Origin of the sequence: Leptospira fletcheri (assembly GCF_004769195.1) — a bacterium.
Classification (GTDB): domain Bacteria; phylum Spirochaetota; class Leptospiria; order Leptospirales; family Leptospiraceae; genus Leptospira_B; species Leptospira_B fletcheri.
The window spans coordinates 457,125-475,715 of the sequence record NZ_RQET01000004.1 but is presented as its reverse complement, the minus strand read 5'-3'; the positions used below and the strand labels follow the sequence as shown (position 1 = coordinate 475,715).

The following is an 18,591-nucleotide window of genomic DNA, read 5'->3' as shown; positions in this document are numbered from 1 at the left end:
ACACCGAGTTTGTCGGAACGACGGTGAAACGGGTGATCTTCTTTCTTCACAAAACATCCATTCATGGCGTCCTGCGTTACGTGAACCGTTTTCGCGAATTCTCCTTGACTCTTTCCCTTTTTAAGGCGAAAAATATTTCCGCTTTTTGAGCGTTAAGAAGAAAAGCGGAGATGATATATGCGATCAACGATGATGGATTATCCATTAGTCCTACCTTCGATATTACGGCGTGCTAAAGAGGTCCATCCTCATAAGGAAATCGTCACAAAATGGCACGACAATTCCGTTCAACGCTATACATACGGAGAATTTTACAAAAGAACGATTCGTTTAATGAATGCATTGCGCAGTTCCGGTGTTCGGCCGGGCGACGCGGTTGCGACGTTTTGTTTGAACCACTCTGCGCATTTGGAATTGTATTTCGCGATACCGAGCATCAAAGCCGTATTGCATACGATCAATGTGAGACTTTTTCCCGAACAGTTAACGTACATCATTAACGAAGCGAAAGATAAATTCATCTTTGTAGACAAATCCCTCACTCCTGCACTGGAGAAAATACTCCCCGAAATCAAAGGAGTCGCAAAATTCGTCATCATAGACGATAAGGAAAATTGCGAAGCGGCAGCTCTGCCGAACACGATTCCGTACGAGGAATTTCTTTCCAAAGGGGACGACTCGGAACGCTTCGAAGTCATAGACGAACTGGAAGCTGCAGGGATCTGTTACACATCGGGAACTACCGGCAATCCGAAAGGCGTCATTTATTCCCATCGTTCCACATATCTGCATTGCATGGCGGTCTGTATGGGTGACGGATTAGGATTAAGGGAGAAGGAGGTCGTTCTTCCCGTCGTACCTATGTTTCACGTAAATTCCTGGGGAATTCCTTTCGCTTCCGTGATGTCCGGCTGCAAACTCGTATTTCCGGGAAAGCATCTTTTGGGCGCGGGGTTGGCGGAGTTACTGGAAGCGGAAGAAGTCACGATCACTGCGGGGGTTCCCACCGTATGGAATGTACTTTACCAGCATCTTAAGAAGAATTCCTATAAGTTAAAATTGCATACCATGGTTGTCGGAGGTTCTGCCGCTCCCAGGGGTCTGATCGAAGGATTCGAAAAGGATTTCGGTATCGAAATTTTACACGCTTGGGGAATGACGGAAACCTCGCCGATCGGAACCGTTTCCCATCTCAGAAGTTTTATGAAGGATTGGAGCGACGAAAAACGATTCGCTTATCGGGCAAAACAGGGAGTGCCCGTTACGGGAGTCGAGATTCGTGCCGTGGATGATGACGGCGCGGACGTTCCGAAAGACGGAAAAACCCCGGGAGAACTTCTGGTTCGAGGACCTTGGATAACGGGTTCTTATCGTGAAGGCGTATCTAAAGAGTCCTTTACGCCCGATGGTTGGTTTAGAACCGGAGACGTAGTCGTTCTGGATGAATACGGTTACATGCAAATTACGGATCGAAAAAAGGATCTGATCAAGACCAGAGGCGAATGGATTTCCAGCGTAGACATGGAAAATCTAGTCATGGCGGATCCTGATATTTTAGAAGCAGCAGTAGTAGGAAGAAAAGATTCCGTCCGGGAAGAAGCGCCGGTGATTTTCGTAGTTCCGGTGGAAGGTAAGAAAGTGGACGCTAAGAGAGTGCATGATCATTTGAAGAGCAATTTTGCTCACTGGCAACTTCCGAAACTGGAGGATATCCGCACCGTTACGGCGATTCCGAAAACGAGTGTAGGGAAATTCGATAAGAAAAATCTAAGAAAGCTTTTAGAAGAATAGACTGGAAAAGGCACGTATCACAACCTAGATACGTGTCTCAATCCAACCGTTTACTGATTCTTCTCTTAGGCGCCTTAACGGCGATCGGACCATTTTCCATAGACATGTATCTTCCCGGACTGCAGTCTATTTCAAAGGATTTCGGTACCCCAATTTCGAATGTTCAGCTTACACTGACCAGTTTCTTTTTCGGCTTTTCTTTCGGACAATTGATCTACGGTCCCTTGATCGATAAATTCGGAAGGCGGACTCCTTTGTTGATCGGGATTTTTGCATATATCATCAGCTCGATCGGATGCGCTCTTTCCGTTTCGGTCTGGAGTCTGGTTTTTTTCCGATTTTTACAATCCTTCGGCGCTTGCGCCGGCATGGTAGTTTCCAGAGCGGTAGTGAGAGACGTGTTTTCTCCTCACGAAGGAGCGAAAGTTTTCTCGCAGATCATTTTGGTCATGGGCGTCGCGCCTATCGTCGCCCCGACGGTCGGCGGACTTTTACTGAGTTACACGGATTGGAGAATGATTTTTGCTGTATTGACAGTAATCAGCGTAGTCATAGCGGTGGGTACTTGGCTTTATCTTCCGGAAACCGGATTAAAAGACTCGTCTATTTCCCTTAAGTTCTCTCAAGTGATGAAAGAATATTATGAAGTTTTAATGGTTCCTCGTTTTAACGCATATGTGATCGCCTCTGGCTTTTCTGCGGCGGTCATGTTCGCGTATATCGGAGGATCGCCATTCGTATTCATGGGAATTTTCGGACTGAGCGAGTCGGAGTACGGATGGTTTTTCGGATCTAACGCGGCCGGTTTGATCCTTTCCAGCCAATTGAACCGCTTACTCCTCAAAAAATTCGAGGCGGAGTCTATTATTAACGCTGTCTCCATTTTTTACGTTCCCGTCGGAATATTGTTGGTATTTGCTTCGATGTTCCAATGGGGAATGATTCCGATGATCGTTTTGATCTTTCTCTTGGTAAGCGGATTCGGCTTCATCGTGCCCAACTCTTCGGCTCTGGCTATGGCGCCTTTCAGCAGAAATGCGGGATCCGCGTCCGCATTAATGGGAGCGTTGCAAATGGTATTTGCGGTGTTCGCAACGGGAGGGGTCAGCCTTCTTCATGATGGAACATCCTTACCGATGACTCTCGTGATGGCGGGTTCCGGAATTTTGTCCTTACTATCTTTGACGATTCTAAGACCGAAGGTTCACAATCCCCAAGCCAATTGAGGATTCAAATCCGATCCGAAGAAAGGCTACGCCGCTCCTGGATAGAGATCACTTTTTCGAACCTTTGTTCCAATAACTGAGCGGCATATCTATCCAACAACTTTCCTATTTTCTTTGTATGAGGAAAGTCAGGCCCTGACGGGATGAGTTCCGGTTTTTCCGGCTGGATCTCGTCGGTCGGTCTGGTATTCACGGTTGCCTCCGCAAAAATGGATAAAGCGAAGGTTGAAATCCCTGTTTTTCGTTGTCAAGCAATCCTAAAGAATTTGCTCAAACCCCTGAGAATCGACGTTTTGAGCGAAAAATTCGAATTTATTCTTCCGAACTCAACCCCAATTTTTGCTCCATCGCTTTGATACGACGTGCCCATTTTTGGAAGTTCACCACGTTCCTGATATTCACACGAAGTTTTTGAAACTCCGGAAATGTGAGTCCGTAATCCCAGCCTACATAGATATCGGCTTTTGGAGGAGTATTTCTGACAGAGGTTCCGCCGCCGATGATGGTGCCACTCGGGATACGTATATGATCGGCCACACCGCAACCGCCTCCGATCGTTACGTTATCTTCCACAACGGTGGAACCTGCTAACCCTGTCCATCCGGCAATAACGACATTTTTTCCTAAAACGCAATTGTGCCCGATATGCACCAAATTATCGAACTTGCAACCGTCTCCGATCACGGTATCTTCCAGACCTCCTCGATCGATCGCCGAATTCGAACCGATTTCCACATCGTTTCCGATACGGACCGTACCTACTTGAGGAATCTTATTGTGTTTTCCTTCCGCAAAAACGAACCTGAACCCGTCCCCGCCGATCGTACTATTTCCGTGAGAAATAAATCTTTTACCGATTATCACGCCGTGATGAATAACACTGTTCGGTCCGATGTGAGAACCTTCTCCGATCTTCACTCCCCGTCCGATTCTCGCTCCGTTCTCTAGGATCGTGTTGTCTCCGATTTCGGTCATTTCTCCTACGGAAACGTGGTGCCCGACATAGCAGTTTTTCCCCAGCTTGGCGCTAGGATGTACGAAAGCCGTCGATTCCACGACGCTTGGATAGGAATGAGGAGGATAAACAAGATCCAGAACTTGGGCTAAAACCAAATCCGGTTTTGCGACGATCAAGCAGGGAACTTCCAATTCTTTGGCAAATTCCTCCGTCGTAAGTACCGCGGCAGAGGACGTCTTTTTCGCGTCGGATAGAATTTTCTTATTTGCTAAAAAACTAATGCTAGAAGGAGCTCCCGGGCTGACGGGTGAAACGGTTTCAATGACGATCTTAGAAGGTTCCTTGCAGTTCGCGATTTTCGATCCGGATATCTTTGCTGACAGTTCTTCCAAAGTATATCTAGCCATGAAATTCCTCTTTATTGGTTTTGATCTAAAGTGTCAGCCTATGGGGGTCTATGATTACTTACTATCCGAAAACGCGGATCTTGCCGAGGCGCTCCGTTTCACAGGAAAGGGTCTGTGTTCGTTTTTTCCCGGGAGGTTTTGTTTGCAAACCGACATAATCGGTGAAATCATTTCGAGTCGGCGGAAGATGTTAAATATCCCGTTTGACGAATTGAGCTTCGGAAAAAATCTGTATTCAGTCTTATATCGAAATTAGGAATCTTCCAAGCGTATGAAGCCCGTTAGAGAGCCGCAAATCAACATCTTTAAGAAATCCAATCCATACAAAGCGAAAGTTGTGAGCAATGTTTGCCTCACTCCGGAACCGGGAAAAGGGAACCGCCCGAAAAAGGAAGGGGGCTCCGAAATCCATCGCATCACTCTGGCGGTGGATCATAGCGTCTATCCCTACGTAATCGGACAATCCGCAGGTATCATTCCTCCCGGTGAAGACCCCGAGAAAAAAGCGAAAGGATTGGCGGACGCCGCTTACACCGTTCGTTTGTATTCCATCGCTTCTCCTAGTTATTCGTTCGGAATGAAGGAAGATAATATAGAATTCATCATTAAGAGGGACAACGTTTATGATTCGGACGGAAACATCCAATTCAAAGGAGTTTGTTCCAATTACGTTTGCGATTTAAAAGTCGGCGACGAAGTGATCATGACCGGTCCTTCCGGAAAAAAATTCCTGCTTCCGAACTCCGATTTTTCCGGGGACATCATGTTTTTGGCCACCGGAACCGGGCTTGCGCCTTTCATCGGAATGTCTGAGGAACTGCTGGAGCATAACCTTATCAAATTTACGGGAAATATCACGTTGGTTTACGGAGCTCCTTATTCCGACGAGCTAGTCATGATGGACTATCTAAAAAACCTGGAGACGAAATACAAAAACTTCAAGTTAGTCACAGCGATTTCCAGGGAAGAAAAGAATCCGTTCGACGGCGGGAGAATGTATATATCTCACAGAGTTCGCCAAATGGAATCGGAAGTGAAACGCATACTTACCGGAGGCGGTAGATTCTATATCTGCGGTGGCCCGAAGGGAATGGAAAAAGGGGTCATCGAAGAAATCCAAAAGATAGCGGGAGACGCGTCCAGCTATGAGGATTACAAGCATCATTTGGAACATTCCCACCAATTGTTCGTAGAAACGTACTGATACCGAACCGGTAGCGTGCAATTAGGAGTCCGTAAGGACTCCTTTTTTCTTCGGAAAAACGGCTGGAAATTCGTACGATACCCTGTAACCTCAAGCGATTTAGGAGATTTGGAAATGAGCTTTGTAAGGGACATCGACAAAGGAAAAGGAGAAATCATCCGGGTGGAAGTTTCCGAATTTAAAGGGAATAAATATTTGAACCTTCGAGTCTGGTACACCGACAGCGAAGGGGAGTACAAACCCACTCAAAAAGGAATTGCGATTCCGGTAGGTCTGTATCCCGAAGTAAAGGACGCCATTCTCGCCGCAGAAAGCCAACTGGATTAAGTTTTTCTTAAACTCTTTTTTCTAAAATCCAATTCTGCAGCAAATGAACCGCATCCTCCTCGGCCTCCACAGCCCGGATATGCGATTCTAGCCTCGTAATCGAGAATACTTTTTTCACGGAATCGCGCAGATTGCTGACGACCAGCTCTCCCCCTCTTTTACGCAACCAGCCCGCGACCTGGATCAACATTCCTATCGCTGAAGAATCGATATAAGAGGAACGACCTAGATTAAAAACGACGTACCTGTATCCTTCTTTCATCTTTTCCTGTATCGTATTCTTGATATCGGGACATTTATAAAGGTCTATGTCCTCGGAGGTGCGATAAGAAAAAATCTCGTCGTGGTATTCGATTCCGTCGTCGACGGGAAAATCCATTACGCCTCCCGATTTAAGCTCGGATGCGGAAGCCACAAGGTGCTTGGAAGCCGTCGGAGAATTTTCCAGAATTCTCACTTTCAGTGCGCTGATCCGAAACCCCAAGCTCTGCAGGACGTCGGGGGCTAACTCTTCCTTCTCGCTGATGTCCTTCAGCATATCGCTCAAGAGGGTGATCGCTTCTTCGGAATATCCTTCCTTTAAGAGAACTCCCGCTTTTTTAAGCCCTCGACCGGCTCTTGCGATCAGGGTTTCGACGACGACATCCGCGTCTTCTTTTGCTTCCTCGGACGTCCAGTCAAGACTCAGATCCTTATTTTTCTGTTCCAACTTCATCCCGTCGGAAAGATCGTAGTAACTCGCTTCGATGGACATAGACTCGGGTGTGTCTTTGCCGTTAGGCTTGACGTGAACGACGAGACTCTTTACATCATCGGCTCTCATATCCCCGACTTCCAAAACCAAGGTTTTGACTCTGCCGGATTCCTCCGGATCCGGTTCCGTATAAGAAGCGATTTCCGAAACCGAATCCAAATATTCCATCCCTTTCGGGAAATGAATCTTCACTTCTATCGACTGAGCGTAGAGCGTTCCTATATCCCCGAATTCGCGGAAAAAAATATCCCCGGTCTCTTCCGGACTTTCGATAAAATAAAAATTACCCCCGCCCGACTCGGCGATTTCCTTCAAAAGGATTTCGTTAAAGTCGTTTCCAAAACCGATGACCGTCGTAGTAATCCCTTTTTTGTAGGCGTTCGAAGCGATTTCGATGAGTTGGACCGGATCCTTAATTCCGAGAGTCGGATTGCCGTCCGTTAAAAGAATTGCCCTTTTATAGACATCCGTTTCTGGAAATAATTCAAGAGAGCGTAGTACGTGCAGCCAGCCCCCGCTTAAGTTCGTAGAGGTTCCGACTTGTATGGTACCGAGTCTATGAATCACGGAATTTTTTTCCGCTAGTGGAACGATGGGTTGAATCACCTGAATATCTTCCGCGTAAGCCACGGCAGTCAGATAATCCCGGCGCGTAAGCCAGTTGACGAGAGAGGAAGAAGCCTGAATCACCGCTTCCAATTTTTCCCCTTTCATCGACCAACTTCTGTCTAGCGCTAAGCCCAAAACCAACGGGCGTCTTTGCTGGTTCGTACCTCCGGGAGGCGAATTCAATCGTACGAGTAAGGAATTCGTCTTCGAAGATGAACCGGCCGGTCTAAGAAGTTTGGCCGAAAGAATCATGCGCTTGAAAAAACCATTTGCCTTCCCGCTTATCAAGTAGAATTTTCAATACATCGGGAAACATACGGAGCAAATGGATCAAAACGAAATTTTGCCTTATCTGCCCGAATTTTTGGACCGATTTCGAATTTTACGGGGAAAAAACACGGAAGAAATTCCCAGTTTCACGCGAATTTATAGGGAGTCGAATTTCGTTTGTGAGGCCTCCAATTCCGTGGAAGGATCCGAAGACGCTTCCAGACATAGCGAAATTATCGCTATCGCTAAGGCGAAAGAGATACTAGGAGACCGTTATCTATCAGGTTGTCTTTTACTGACTACGCTGGAGCCCTGCTTGATGTGTACCGGCACGATCCTCTTGTCGCGGATCCCGAAAGTGGCATACCTTCTCCCGGCAAAGCAAGGGGAAGGGATTTCTTCCTTGAGTTTTGAGACGATTTACAGTCGAAATTTTTTCCCGGAACTTCTTCTACTTCGGACTCAGGAAAGCCTTGATTCGTTTCGGGAATTCTTTCGGAACAAACGGAACTAGTCCGGCTTTTCGACTTTTCCTTCTTTATCTGTCCGAAGTATTTGGTAAAATAGATCAATCATGGCCGGAAACCACGAAGTACTTTCCCGAAAATATCGTCCCCAAAGATTCCAGGACGTAATTCACCAAAACCTTGCCATAGGCGCGCTCCAGAACGCGGTTAAATCGGGCAAAATCGGCCACGCATATATTTTTTTCGGCCCGAGAGGGGTAGGCAAAACCACGATCGCCCGCATTTTCGCAAAACGTTTGAATTGCCAGAATCCGATCGATAACGAGCCGTGCAACCAATGCAATTCCTGTGCGGAAATCGCAAAGGGAATTTCCAGCGACGTGTTGGAGATAGACGCGGCGAGTAACCGCGGGATCGAAAATATCCGCGAACTCAGGGACAACGTAAAATTCACTCCTATGGGTGGAAAATACAAGGTCTACATTATCGACGAAGTTCATATGTTGACCGATCAATCCTTCAACGCGTTGTTAAAAACGTTGGAGGAACCCCCTTCTCACGTGGTTTTCGTTCTCGCGACGACGGAATATCATAAGATACCGGAAACGATTCTTTCCAGATGTCAGGATTTTATCTTCAAAAAAGTACCTTTGACCGTGCTTCAGGACTACGCGGAGAATTTGTGCAAAGAGGAAAAGACCCAATACGATAGCGAGGGATTGTTTTGGACCGCCAAAAAAGGGGACGGTTCCGTACGAGACATGCTTTCCTTTATGGAACAGGCGTTAGTCTTTACCGACAACAAACTCTTGGGAGTCGAAATCCGAAAAATGATCGGATACCACGGAATCGATTTTTTGGCCGACTTTATCAAAAGTTTAATTCAACCTGAAAATCATTCCAAGGCGTTGGAAATCGTCGAAAACCTATACCAAGAGGGTCAAGACGTATATAAATTTCTTTGGGACTCTATCGAATTCACCCATACCCTTTGCCTTTTGAAAGAATCCGTGGCGGATTCTGAATCGGTGAATTACCCCCGCGAAGATCTAATACGGATGAGAAAGGAATTTGAAAGTTCCGATCCTATCGTTCTAAATCATCTCTCTTTCCGTCTCTTCGATCTGTACGAAAAAATTAAGACGATACGTCTCCGAAATTCCTTTGAGATCAAAATATTTACGGAAATCCAAATCAAGAAGCTGGTGGAAGATTTGGGAAAACCGTCCTTGTCGGGCCTAGTCGATCGTATCAATCACGTTATTCTTATGGTCCAAAATCAGGACGGAGGATTGCCGAAATCAAACGAGAATACGCTGACCCGAAAACATCAGGATAAACCGGACCCTTCTTTTTTCTCTCCCAGCCAGGAAACGAAGAATAAAGACGCAGGCCTTCCCCAGTCTAACACTAGGAAAGAAAACCCCGGTAAAACGGAAGGGACTGTTTCCGCTCTTTCTTCGTTGGAAGAACTAGCGAAAGGGGGAATTTCGGAAGATATGGAGTGGGAGACTTCCTTCAAAAACGAATTCTTGGGGACGGATGTCGACCCGTCGAAAGTTCCTAAGCTGGAAAAATAAGGATCATAAGAATGTTCGAGAACTTAAAGAACGCGTCCGATATTTTCTCTAAGATGGGGGAAATGCGCGGTAAGATGGAGGAAATCAAAAAAAGGATTTCCGCAATTCGAGTTACGGGCGACGCCGGAGCAGGTATCGTTCAAGTTACGAGCACCGGAGAAGGAATCATTACGAACGTTCTTATCAATCGGACTTTGCTCGATTCGGAAGACAATAAAATGTTAGAGGACCTAGTCCTTGCCGCGACAAACGACGCTTTAAAAAAGGCGAAAGACGCTGCGGAATACGAATTAAAGACTGCGACCGGCGGTATCGATTTCTCCCAAATTTCCAAATTGCTTGGCGGTAACTTTGGCTGAGCACCTGATCGAAGGAATGGTAAGCGCCTTATCCTCCTTGCCCGGCATCGGAAAAAAAAGCGCATACAGGATCAGCTTCCATTTGCTGCGCCAAGATTCTAGAATATTCCACGAATTCATTCGAAGTCTATCAGACACGAAGGATAGAATCCGCTTTTGTTCCAGATGCGGGGCGTACTCCGAAGAGGAAGTTTGCGATCTTTGTCTCTCTTCCAAACGGGACGGGCATACGATCTGCGTGGTCGAACAACCGGAAGACGTTTTCTTTATCGAAAATACCGGCGAGTTTAAAGGCAGATACCACGTTTTGAACGGAGTCATTTCTCCTTTGGAAGGAATCGGACCGCAGGATCTCCGCATCAAAGAGTTGATCGCGCGTATCCAGCCCGAGGAAGTACAGGAAGTTTTAGTCGCTACGAATCCGACTTTAGAAGGGGACGCCACGGCCGACTATCTAAATCAGCAGCTGCATTCTTTGAACATTACCGTAACCCGTATCGCTTACGGAATCACGGTAGGGGGTTCGATCGAACTTGCGGACCAATACACTTTAGGAAGGGCGATTCGGTCTAGATTGAAACTTTAACGTTTCGGGTCAGAATCTATGCTCGGCGGTCACGAACAATTCCCGCAAAAAGGATCCGTTCGTCGTATCCAAATAGGCCTTAAGCCCGTCACCCGGAATGAAGTAACCGGATCTTAATAAAATCTGCATATCTCTAAACGCGTTCCATCGGATATTTAAGTTATATTCCTGCCCGAAGTAGGCGGAGGTCTGATAAAAATTGTCCGAATTATAAAATCTGTTATTGTCTAAAAGAGGGGACTTACTTCCGTACAAACGATAATATCCCAAAGTGAAAACAAGAGGACCCGCAACTACGACATCGGAATATATTCCATATTCATATAAGCCGCTAACGTCCCTACCTCCGGAAAAAAGGGCATAACCTCCCGTAAAGTCGATAGCGATGTTGGAAACCGAGTATCCCGGAAAAAGGTTTTGGTACCCGGATCCGTGAAGACTCGATCGAGTGCCGTCTTTTTCATATCCCGGGCGACCGGTGGATCCCAAAGCGATCAGGTTTAAGGTTAGAGATTCGTTGAATCTGTAGGTAATTTGAGTATCAAAAAAACCGCCTTTGATATTATACCTATCGTATTTTCTGAAGATTTCATTACCGTTGGAATCGCGATAAGGGTTTAGCGCATTTAAAACTCCATGGTTGTAAATCCCGTGAACTACGAGAGTAAAATCCGAAAAGTTGAATTCGTTGAAAAGACCGTGCCAGAAAAGCTGTCCCGTCTGACTTTGTCGGTTGACTAGTCCGTATACTCCCGTGGTATCTTGAACGTCCTTAAGAGTATCGTCCATGTAAAAACTGTAAAGTTCGTGCTTGGCGTTGTTTATGAAACTCGTTTTGACCTTGTAGAAATAGATATTGTTTCCCCGATAATTTCTGTCGGCAAAACCGTTATTATCCAAATCGGTAAGGTTGTTCTGTTTCGCTACGAACCATCCGCCTTCCAGAGTCATATTCCAATCGCGGATATCTTTAGTCATATTGACGCCGGTTCCCGGGATAAATACGACCCTTCCCTGCGCCGAAGTGAAAAGCTGCAGACCGACCCTTGTAGTAAAACTTTTTTCCGGAAGTTTAAAATTCAAATATAGAAAGTTTGTCTGTATGTTAACGGACGAACTGAAGGTCGCTTCTCCTCCTTGTCCAGGACCGACTGTAGAACTTTGTCCGACTCCTCTTCCTCCGAAAATGATGTCTCCGATCTGAACACCGGCCAACGCCTCGAAATATTTTGAGGATGCAAAGTTCATATTAAGAGTCATACGGTTATCGTAGTAAGTGACGTTTTCCCGTGTCGGGGTAACGGTGGAGGGCAGCCCCTGCATCAGCGCATTGATATCGTTTTGGACTTTGTTATTCAGATTTTGTTGGTATTGGTTTTGCCAAGTCTGTTTGTCAAAAGGAGTACCTGGAGTTTGTCTAGAAGTATAAATGTCCCTTCCAAGATTGAAACCTCGGACCCTGTAGTTTCCTTGGATGTCGATCTTGGTTTTCTCCTCTATTTCCTGCGCGGACAGAGACTGCCAACATAGGCAGACGAAAAGCAGTAAGGAAAATCCTCCAAGTTGTCGGAATTTCGTCTTCAACAACTACTTTACCCAATCTTTACCAAGAAAATATTTTGTACGAATGCCTTCGATGACGCCCGTTCTTTTTAATTCCTTAACGAAGAAATTGAAATTATCCACGAAAATCAAATCGTTAAGCGGCATGGCGGCACTGATATAATCCTCCATTACCGGGTTAATAAGCGGAGTGTACCTAGCCCGCAAGCTGGGTTGTTTTTGGAGCATCGCAAGTATAAAGAGGCTGTCCGCCACATAACAGGTTACGTCGTTTTTCAGAAGCGCGTCCATTGCAACGGAATCGGAAAGATAACTATATATTTTATTTTTTCCGAATTTTTTCAGGAGATAATTGTGATTGGTCGTGTTCGAACGGACAGCGAAGGAAATACCGTTTACGACCAAAAGATCGTCCAAGGATTTGAACGATCGTGTAGTAACGATATTTCCCTCCGGTTCAGGAGGCAGAGCTTTCTTGAAGACCAATCCTGCCGGAGTCGCAAGCAGATAGGGATCCGAAAAGGTAACAGTCTTACCTCTCGTCAAATCAGTGGACATACCAGCCAAAGCGATATCGATCGTACCGGCGGCGATTTCGTCCGAAAATTGTCTGAACGTTTTAAGCGGCTTTATCTTAAGCGCAACGCCGAGATAATCGGCGTATAGTTTCGCCAATTCAACGTCGAAACCGGGATAGCCGTCCACGGGGTCTTGGATATAAAAGGGCTCATATACTCGATTGACTCCGACCGTAATCTCTTTCTTTGCCAAGATTTGGTCCAAACGACTGCCATAAAATTTCGACTGAGCAGCAAGAGTCGTAGAAAGAGTTATAAAAAGGGTAAAGAGGAGAACCCGTATGGCTTTGCCCGGTCTCTTCATGTTACCTAAGTTATCGGCAACCATAGGCTTTAAAAGGAGTTTTTGTTTTCCGATAATCCGAACTTTACGGGAGCTATTCGATTAATTGGAATTCCGTACGTCTGTTTCTCCGATCGGTTTCCGGATTCTTTTCCGGAAAAATCGGCGCAGAACTTCCCAGTCCTTCCACGGAAAAACGGTCTTCCGATAGACCTTTTTTGAGAAGATATTTCAAAACGGATTCTGCTCTCTTTCGACTTAACACGAGGTTATCTTTAGGGTCTCCGTGCAGATCGGTATGGCCCGAGATTTTCAGCCTCACATTCCCGTTTTTGTGTAAAAAATCCGCTAACTCGTCCAATACAGGTAAGGAATCGGACTCCAATTCGTAGGAAGCACTGTCGAAATGAATCGATTCCAAAGAGATTTTTTTGCCTGTCTTTAAATCTTCCCAGTTAACCGAAGCCTTGAATTCGTAAATGTCATAATTGGAGGAATCCATCCTTCTGCAAAAATAAGCGTTCTTGCCATCCGGTGTCTCAATGTAAAAAGCCTCATCCCCTTTGGAATTGATCTGGGGTCCTAGGTTCGTAGGTTCCGAGTAACTTCCGTCCTCCAACCTATGCGACCTGTAGATGTCCAAGCCTCCAAAGCCGCCGGGACGATTGGAGGAAAAGTAAATCGTTTTTCCATCGCGCCCTATCGTCGCTGCAATTTCCGCAAAGTCGGTATTGATCGGTGCGGGAAGTCGATAGGCGGTATTCCAAGTTTTATTAGAATATTCAGAAATAAAGATATCCGATTCGGTCACGTTTCCGAACGGATAACGGGTAAAGTAGAGTTTATTATCATAAAGAAACGGATTTTCCTCTATCTCCGGCGTGTTTACGGTCTTCGGCAAAGCGATCGGCTTGAGCCAACGACCTTCTCCCTTTTTAGAGAAATACAAATCCCTAGAAACTCCTATTCTTCCGTTCGGAAGAGAGAATTCGATACTTCCGTCTCGATTCGAGGAAAATAAGATACCTTCCTCCTTATTCAATACGAAAGGACTCTGGTCGTCGAACTGGGAATTAATTTCCGACAATTCCTTTCCTTGAGGCCAGATCTCTCCGTCGCGAACGGATTTGTAAAGATCCGTATAATTCGAGTTGTTTCTCTTGGAATAATAATATAAAGTATTTCCGTCGTCGGATAGACTAATCCCGAATTCGTTTAACGAAGTATTAATTCCCCCCTCTAACTTCCTAACTTCGGAGGACCCGTTCGCCTGGTCCGGAAAAAGATCGGCCATATACGCGGAAAGAATCGTGATAACTAGAATTCCGAGATTCTTTTTTAAACGGGACTCCGGGAAGTGGGCAGACCGAGATGGAGGACGCATATTCGTACTATCCTCCTTTTATAGAAAAACCTGAACTTTTTTTGATAAAATTAAAGGTACTTTTTCAAACAATCGGGAAAATCGATAGAGCCGTCTTCTTTTTGGTACGTTTCCAAAACTGCGGCCATAGTCCTTCCGATTGCAAGGCCGGAACCGTTTAAGGTATGGATCAGCTGGTTTTTACCGTCTTTAGACTTATAACGAATTTTTCCTCTGCGAGCCTGAAAATCCTTAAAATTCGATACGGAAGAAATTTCCATCCATCGATTCAACCCCGGCATCCAGACTTCCAAATCGTAAGTCTTGGAAGAAGCCGCCGAAATATCTCCGCTACAGAGCAATACTACCCGATAACGAAGGCCTAGTTTTTTCAGAATGTTCTCGGCATGAGAGAGCATTTTTTTATGCTCTTCTTCCGATTCTTCCGGCTTCACGAATTTGACGAGTTCCACTTTTTGGAATTGATGCACCCGCACAAGACCGCGGGTGTCTTTGCCGTAAGAACCGGCCTCTCTTCTGAAGCAGGATGTATGAGCGGTAACCGAAATCGGCAATTGGTCTTCCAGAATGATCTCGTCCCTATACAAATTCGTCAGAGGAACTTCCGCAGTCGGAATCAAGTTGAGGTCGTCTTTTTCTAGACGATAATATTCCTCTTTGAATTTGGGATATTGGCCGGTCGTTAACATGCATTCGTCCGACACCATCACGGGAACCCAGACTTCCGTATAGCCGTGTTCCTGAGTATGCGTTTCCAGCATAAAATTCGCTAACGCTCTTTCCAATTTAGCCCCGAAACCGAAATAAGTGTAGGCTCTAGCTCCGGCGAGTTTTACGCCTTTTTCGAAATCGATCCATTTCAAATTTTCACCGAGTTCGTAGTGAGCCTTCGGGTCGAAAGGATAATTTCTGGTTTTGCCGACTTCGTACAGGATCTTGTTTTCCGTCTCATTTTTACCTTTAGGAACTTCGGAATCCAATATATTAGGAAGACCTAAATTTATTTCGTTGAGCAGTTTTTCCTGAACTTCGAGATCGGATTCCAATCCTTTGATTTTATCTCCGATTTCTTTTACCGCAGCGGAAGCTACGGCGATATCCCCTCCGGATTGCTTGACCTTCCCGATTTCTTTGCTAGCCCTATTTCGCTCTTCCCGGAAGGCTTCGACTTCTTTCTGTAATTCCTTCTTTTTATGAACTATCTTGGTAAGTTCATCCAGAAGACCTAGGTCTTTGAAGCCTCTTAGATCCAGGTTCGCTTTTAAAGATTCGGTATTTTCGGTAATGAAGCGGAGATCAAGCATGATGGAACGGTTTCCTTTGTATAAATTTTTCCGAATTTAAAAAAAGCGATCGCTCTACTTCGGCATTCGGTTCCTTTCTAAGCGAAAACATCTTTTCCAAAACGAATTTAGTGTATGCAGGTTCGTTGCGTTTTCCTCGAAAGGGTGGGGGAGCTAAAAACGGAGCATCGGTTTCGATCAACATACATTCCAAAGGAAGTTTTTCGGCCGCTTCCTGAATGTCTCTCGCGTTTTTAAAGGTTAAGATTCCGGAAAAGGAAATATAATAACCCAAATCCACTAATCTTTTTGCGATCGAATAATCGTATGTGAAACAATGGATGACTCCGAAAGCATGATCACGATGCTCTTTCAAAATCGATACCGTATCTTCACCTGCGTCTCGCGAATGGATGACTACCGGAAGTTTGTATTCTCCGGAAGCATTCAAAAAAGAATGAAGAATGTCGGCTTGTTCCGCTTTTTTTGAAGCATCGTGGTAGTAGTCCAATCCGATCTCGCCTATCGCACAAAGTCGAGAATCGGAAATGTTTTCCTTCACAAAGGAAAGGATTTCCTCTTTTTTCGGAAATTCGTGTGATTCGGTCGGATGACAACCGATCGAATAGAAAATCTCCAAGTCCTGCTCGGAATATTTTTGCGATAATCCTTTTGCCTTAACCGAACTCTCAAGATCAATCCCGATCTGGACGATTTTCTTGATACCGGATTCCTTTGCATTTCTTAGGCTTTGTTCGATCGTTAACCCTTGTTCTTCGATTATATCCAAATGACAATGAGTATCTATGATGGAATACATGCTGAAAACGGCTTTTAAGGAACAGTTTTCGTGATTTAGATTGACTGAAAAGAGAATTTTTAAGAATCCTTACAGCATATGCCGTCCGGCAGGAGTCCGATGGATTTGGGACATAAACCGTGAACTTAAAATCATATTTCGCTCTCATTTATTATCGGCTTCGTTATAAATACCAGGATCTCAGATTGAAGTTCGACGTGAAAGTCGCGAACTGGAATAAAAAAGGGAAAGAACGTCTTACTGTGATGGTCATTCCTCATTCCGAACAAAAGACCATCAATTTCCATATTTCCTACCGGGCGATTACGATCTTTATCGGTACGATTCTAGTCCTGCTCCTCATCAGTTCGGTTAACGTTTTAAGCCATTCAGGATCCATTCATCAATTGACAGAACTGAACCTTTCCAATCAGGACTTTATCAGACAGTCCGCAAAAATGAAGGAAGAGATCAATAGCCTTCACGAACATGTGGACTATTACCACAACCACGTCGGCGCCCTCTATGGTCGTTTAACGGGAGATTCCTCCAAAGTAGCCAAAGGTATCGGTGGTGCGGAAAAGCTCTCTTCTCAAAACCTATCCAAAGATGGAAAGCCTCTTCCACCCGGTACCGAAGTGTTTCGCCTAAAAGAAGACGTACACAACCTGAAAGTAGCCAACGAGCTTACCCATGAAATCATCAGTATATTAAAAAAAAGAAAAAACGTGATTCGTCAGACTCCGTCCATCTGGCCGGTGCGCGGGTACGTTCTCTATCCTTACGGAGAATATCTGAATCCAGTGACTGCTCGTAAAGAAACCAATAATGGAATCGATATCGGCGCCTTTCCTGGATCCGAAGTCGTCGTGACCGCTCCGGGAACCGTTTATGAAATCGGATATACGAGACATACCGGTTACTTCGTCAAGGTAGGTCATAAATTCGGTTGGAAGACCATATATTCCAATCTAGACCGCATTAAGGTAAAACAAAACCAGCAAGTATCCAAAAGCGAAGTGATCGGATTCGTAGGGAAATCGGAAAATAGTCCGCAATACAGTCTCCATTACGAAATCCATGTCGGTACAAGAGCGATCAATCCTTTCGCATTCTTAAATCAAATCCAAGACTAATGGCCCATACGGAAGAGCAACTAGCGGTAAATAGTATCATCGGCGAAGGTGCCGAGTTCAATGGAGAATTCAAGCTCTCCGGTCTTTTGAGAATCGACGGTATTTTTCGCGGAACGATCAAAACCGACGGAAAAGTCCTAATCGGAAAGTCGGGAATCGTCGATACGGATATCAGAGCTCGGATTGTCGTTGCCGGAGGCGAGATTAATGGGAATATCTTTGCTACCGAACGAGTCACTCTTTTGGCCAGTTGTAGGATGAAAGGCGATATTATAACGCCGAAGGTCGTAATGGAAGAAGGTGTGCAATTCGAGGGAAACTGTAAGATCAACCCGATTGCAAGTTGAAAGTAACTCCGGAACCGAATAGAAACCACAGACGCAAACGAGACTTCGGTCTCTCTCTCTCTTCAAGCTTGTACAGTCCGGTCCCGGCTGCTGTGCCCGAATCTCAGATACCCGACTCCAAATCTCAGTTCTTCGAGTTGGTGGAAAATCTACTCCCTTACAGTCAGGAAAAAACTCGGGATTTAAATTCCCTTCTTAGGGATCTTCCGGACGCGGAACGCAATTTTTTAAAATCTCCTAGCTACGAGAATCTGAACGTTTATAAAAGGATCGTACAGTCCATACTCAGAGAAGTTATGGACCGTAATGCAAAGGTGGAAACCCTGCGTTCCAGGGCAAAGGGTGGTTCCGAAAAGATGTATCAAATCGTCACGATCATCGACGAAAAGGTGCAGACTCTCGCCGACTTTATCATTCATCCGGAAAATTCCACCTTCGACTTGATGAAGAGAATGGAGAATATCCGCGGACTTCTAGTCGATTTGACCAGTTAAAAGCAAAACGAAGCTGATTTTCATCTTCCAAAGATTTCCGGAAGTTTAGAAGAACTGCGCGATTCCAAATGAAGAAAGGCCTAAGTCAGTTCACCTTTACAAATCGAACTGTTGTCACCCTTTCTATGGATTTGTAAATTCCATTAGAATACCGAACACGAACGGCATAATGAAAATCGGAAAAAG

Annotated in this window: 19 protein-coding genes; 11 read left to right on the top strand and 8 right to left on the bottom strand. The window is 45.3% G+C overall.

Features of this window, described 5'->3' with window-relative positions; all coding sequences use genetic code 11:
• Positions 1-177 precede the first annotated feature (177 nt).
• Together EHO60_RS05615 and EHO60_RS05610 are read left to right on the top strand one after the other, a co-directional pair.
• Entirely contained in the window at positions 178-1,791 is a 1,614-nt protein-coding gene (locus EHO60_RS05615) for a long-chain fatty acid--CoA ligase (protein WP_135767174.1), read from the top strand.
• Between the two features lie 32 nt (positions 1,792-1,823).
• On the top strand, positions 1,824-3,017 hold the full coding sequence (locus tag EHO60_RS05610) for a multidrug effflux MFS transporter (RefSeq protein ID WP_135767173.1): 1,194 nt from the start codon (positions 1,824-1,826) through the stop codon (positions 3,015-3,017).
• A 4-nt stretch (positions 3,018-3,021) separates the two neighbouring features.
• On the opposite strand, the gene EHO60_RS05605 is transcribed toward EHO60_RS05610, so the two are convergent.
• Both EHO60_RS05605 and lpxD read right to left on the bottom strand, forming a co-directional pair.
• Positions 3,022-3,210: a hypothetical protein gene (locus EHO60_RS05605; protein WP_135767172.1), complete on the bottom strand. Its 189-nt coding sequence runs from the start codon at positions 3,208-3,210 to the stop codon at positions 3,022-3,024.
• Between the two features lie 119 nt (positions 3,211-3,329).
• Entirely contained in the window at positions 3,330-4,382 is a 1,053-nt protein-coding gene (lpxD, locus tag EHO60_RS05600; RefSeq protein ID WP_135767171.1) for a UDP-3-O-(3-hydroxymyristoyl)glucosamine N-acyltransferase, read from the bottom strand.
• A 271-nt stretch (positions 4,383-4,653) separates the two neighbouring features.
• Here lpxD and EHO60_RS05595 point away from each other — a divergent pair, with 271 nt between their 5' ends.
• Both EHO60_RS05595 and EHO60_RS05590 read left to right on the top strand, forming a co-directional pair.
• Positions 4,654-5,586, top strand: a complete 933-nt coding sequence (locus EHO60_RS05595) for a ferredoxin reductase domain-containing protein (protein ID WP_135767170.1) — start codon at positions 4,654-4,656, stop codon at positions 5,584-5,586.
• Positions 5,587-5,700: 114 nt separating this feature from the next.
• Complete coding sequence (locus EHO60_RS05590; protein ID WP_135767169.1) at positions 5,701-5,913, top strand: transcriptional coactivator p15/PC4 family protein; 213 nt, start codon at positions 5,701-5,703, stop codon at positions 5,911-5,913.
• A 7-nt stretch (positions 5,914-5,920) separates the two neighbouring features.
• Here EHO60_RS05590 and EHO60_RS05585 read toward each other — a convergent pair whose 3' ends face one another.
• Positions 5,921-7,528, bottom strand: coding sequence for a VWA domain-containing protein (locus tag EHO60_RS05585; RefSeq protein ID WP_135767168.1), 1,608 nt, complete (start codon positions 7,526-7,528; stop codon positions 5,921-5,923).
• Between the two features lie 73 nt (positions 7,529-7,601).
• Between EHO60_RS05585 and EHO60_RS05580 the strand changes: the two genes are divergently transcribed.
• From EHO60_RS05580 to recR, 4 genes are read left to right on the top strand one after another with little or no spacing between them, the layout of a single operon-like run.
• Positions 7,602-8,060: a nucleoside deaminase gene (locus EHO60_RS05580; protein ID WP_135767167.1), complete on the top strand. Its 459-nt coding sequence runs from the start codon at positions 7,602-7,604 to the stop codon at positions 8,058-8,060.
• A 60-nt stretch (positions 8,061-8,120) separates the two neighbouring features.
• Positions 8,121-9,593 (top strand): DNA polymerase III subunit gamma/tau, encoded by a 1,473-nt coding sequence (gene dnaX, locus EHO60_RS05575; RefSeq protein WP_135767166.1) that lies wholly within the window; start codon positions 8,121-8,123, stop codon positions 9,591-9,593.
• Between the two features lie 11 nt (positions 9,594-9,604).
• Positions 9,605-9,952, top strand: a complete 348-nt coding sequence (locus EHO60_RS05570; protein WP_135767165.1) for a YbaB/EbfC family nucleoid-associated protein — start codon at positions 9,605-9,607, stop codon at positions 9,950-9,952.
• Positions 9,933-10,538 (top strand): recombination mediator RecR, encoded by a 606-nt coding sequence (gene recR, locus EHO60_RS05565; protein WP_210409318.1) that lies wholly within the window; start codon positions 9,933-9,935, stop codon positions 10,536-10,538. The genes EHO60_RS05570 and recR overlap by 20 nt, the downstream gene beginning before the upstream one ends.
• Positions 10,539-10,547: 9 nt before the next feature.
• Here the strand turns inward: recR and EHO60_RS05560 are convergent, their stop codons facing one another.
• The 5 genes from EHO60_RS05560 to EHO60_RS05540 all read right to left on the bottom strand — a co-directional run bounded on the left by EHO60_RS05560 (position 10,548) and on the right by EHO60_RS05540 (position 16,449).
• Entirely contained in the window at positions 10,548-12,083 is a 1,536-nt protein-coding gene (locus EHO60_RS05560) for a hypothetical protein (RefSeq protein ID WP_210409339.1), read from the bottom strand.
• 42 nt (positions 12,084-12,125) lie between these two features.
• Entirely contained in the window at positions 12,126-12,983 is an 858-nt protein-coding gene (locus EHO60_RS05555) for a substrate-binding periplasmic protein (RefSeq protein ID WP_135767962.1), read from the bottom strand.
• A 73-nt stretch (positions 12,984-13,056) separates the two neighbouring features.
• Entirely contained in the window at positions 13,057-14,346 is a 1,290-nt protein-coding gene (locus EHO60_RS05550) for an OmpA family protein (RefSeq protein ID WP_135767162.1), read from the bottom strand.
• A 50-nt stretch (positions 14,347-14,396) separates the two neighbouring features.
• Positions 14,397-15,650, bottom strand: a complete 1,254-nt coding sequence (gene serS / locus EHO60_RS05545; RefSeq protein WP_135767161.1) for a serine--tRNA ligase — start codon at positions 15,648-15,650, stop codon at positions 14,397-14,399.
• Positions 15,643-16,449: a TatD family hydrolase gene (locus EHO60_RS05540; RefSeq protein ID WP_135767160.1), complete on the bottom strand. Its 807-nt coding sequence runs from the start codon at positions 16,447-16,449 to the stop codon at positions 15,643-15,645. Before EHO60_RS05540 ends, serS begins: the two co-directional genes overlap by 8 nt.
• Positions 16,450-16,568: 119 nt before the next feature.
• Here EHO60_RS05540 and EHO60_RS05535 point away from each other — a divergent pair, with 119 nt between their 5' ends.
• The 3 genes from EHO60_RS05535 to EHO60_RS05525 are packed head-to-tail and all read left to right on the top strand — an operon-like array spanning position 16,569 to position 18,405.
• Positions 16,569-17,564 carry a M23 family metallopeptidase gene (locus tag EHO60_RS05535; protein WP_135767159.1) on the top strand — a complete coding sequence of 332 codons (996 nt, stop codon included), beginning with the start codon at positions 16,569-16,571 and terminating at the stop codon, positions 17,562-17,564.
• Positions 17,564-17,911, top strand: a complete 348-nt coding sequence (locus tag EHO60_RS05530) for a bactofilin family protein (protein WP_135767158.1) — start codon at positions 17,564-17,566, stop codon at positions 17,909-17,911. Before EHO60_RS05535 ends, EHO60_RS05530 begins: the two co-directional genes overlap by 1 nt.
• Positions 17,908-18,405, top strand: a complete 498-nt coding sequence (locus EHO60_RS05525; protein WP_135767157.1) for a YaaR family protein — start codon at positions 17,908-17,910, stop codon at positions 18,403-18,405. Before EHO60_RS05530 ends, EHO60_RS05525 begins: the two co-directional genes overlap by 4 nt.
• The last annotated feature ends 186 nt before the right edge of the window (positions 18,406-18,591 follow it).

Bases quoted from the DNA above. Each gene is read 5' to 3' on its own strand.
- EHO60_RS05590 (WP_135767169.1), top strand. From the start codon at position 5,701: ATGAGCTTTGTAAGGGACATCGACAAAGGAAAAGGAGAAATCATCCGG.
- EHO60_RS05540 (WP_135767160.1), bottom strand. From the start codon at position 16,449: ATGTATTCCATCATAGATACTCATTGTCATTTGGATATAATCGAAGAA.
- EHO60_RS05585 (WP_135767168.1), bottom strand. From the start codon at position 7,528: ATGATTCTTTCGGCCAAACTTCTTAGACCGGCCGGTTCATCTTCGAAG.
- EHO60_RS05550 (WP_135767162.1), bottom strand. From the start codon at position 14,346: ATGCGTCCTCCATCTCGGTCTGCCCACTTCCCGGAGTCCCGTTTAAAA.
- EHO60_RS05595 (WP_135767170.1), top strand. From the start codon at position 4,654: ATGAAGCCCGTTAGAGAGCCGCAAATCAACATCTTTAAGAAATCCAAT.
- EHO60_RS05580 (WP_135767167.1), top strand. From the start codon at position 7,602: ATGGATCAAAACGAAATTTTGCCTTATCTGCCCGAATTTTTGGACCGA.
- EHO60_RS05530 (WP_135767158.1), top strand. From the start codon at position 17,564: ATGGCCCATACGGAAGAGCAACTAGCGGTAAATAGTATCATCGGCGAA.
- lpxD (WP_135767171.1), bottom strand. From the start codon at position 4,382: ATGGCTAGATATACTTTGGAAGAACTGTCAGCAAAGATATCCGGATCG.
- serS (WP_135767161.1), bottom strand. From the start codon at position 15,650: ATGCTTGATCTCCGCTTCATTACCGAAAATACCGAATCTTTAAAAGCG.
- EHO60_RS05570 (WP_135767165.1), top strand. From the start codon at position 9,605: ATGTTCGAGAACTTAAAGAACGCGTCCGATATTTTCTCTAAGATGGGG.
- dnaX (WP_135767166.1), top strand. From the start codon at position 8,121: ATGGCCGGAAACCACGAAGTACTTTCCCGAAAATATCGTCCCCAAAGA.
- EHO60_RS05555 (WP_135767962.1), bottom strand. From the start codon at position 12,983: ATGAAGAGACCGGGCAAAGCCATACGGGTTCTCCTCTTTACCCTTTTT.
- EHO60_RS05615 (WP_135767174.1), top strand. From the start codon at position 178: ATGCGATCAACGATGATGGATTATCCATTAGTCCTACCTTCGATATTA.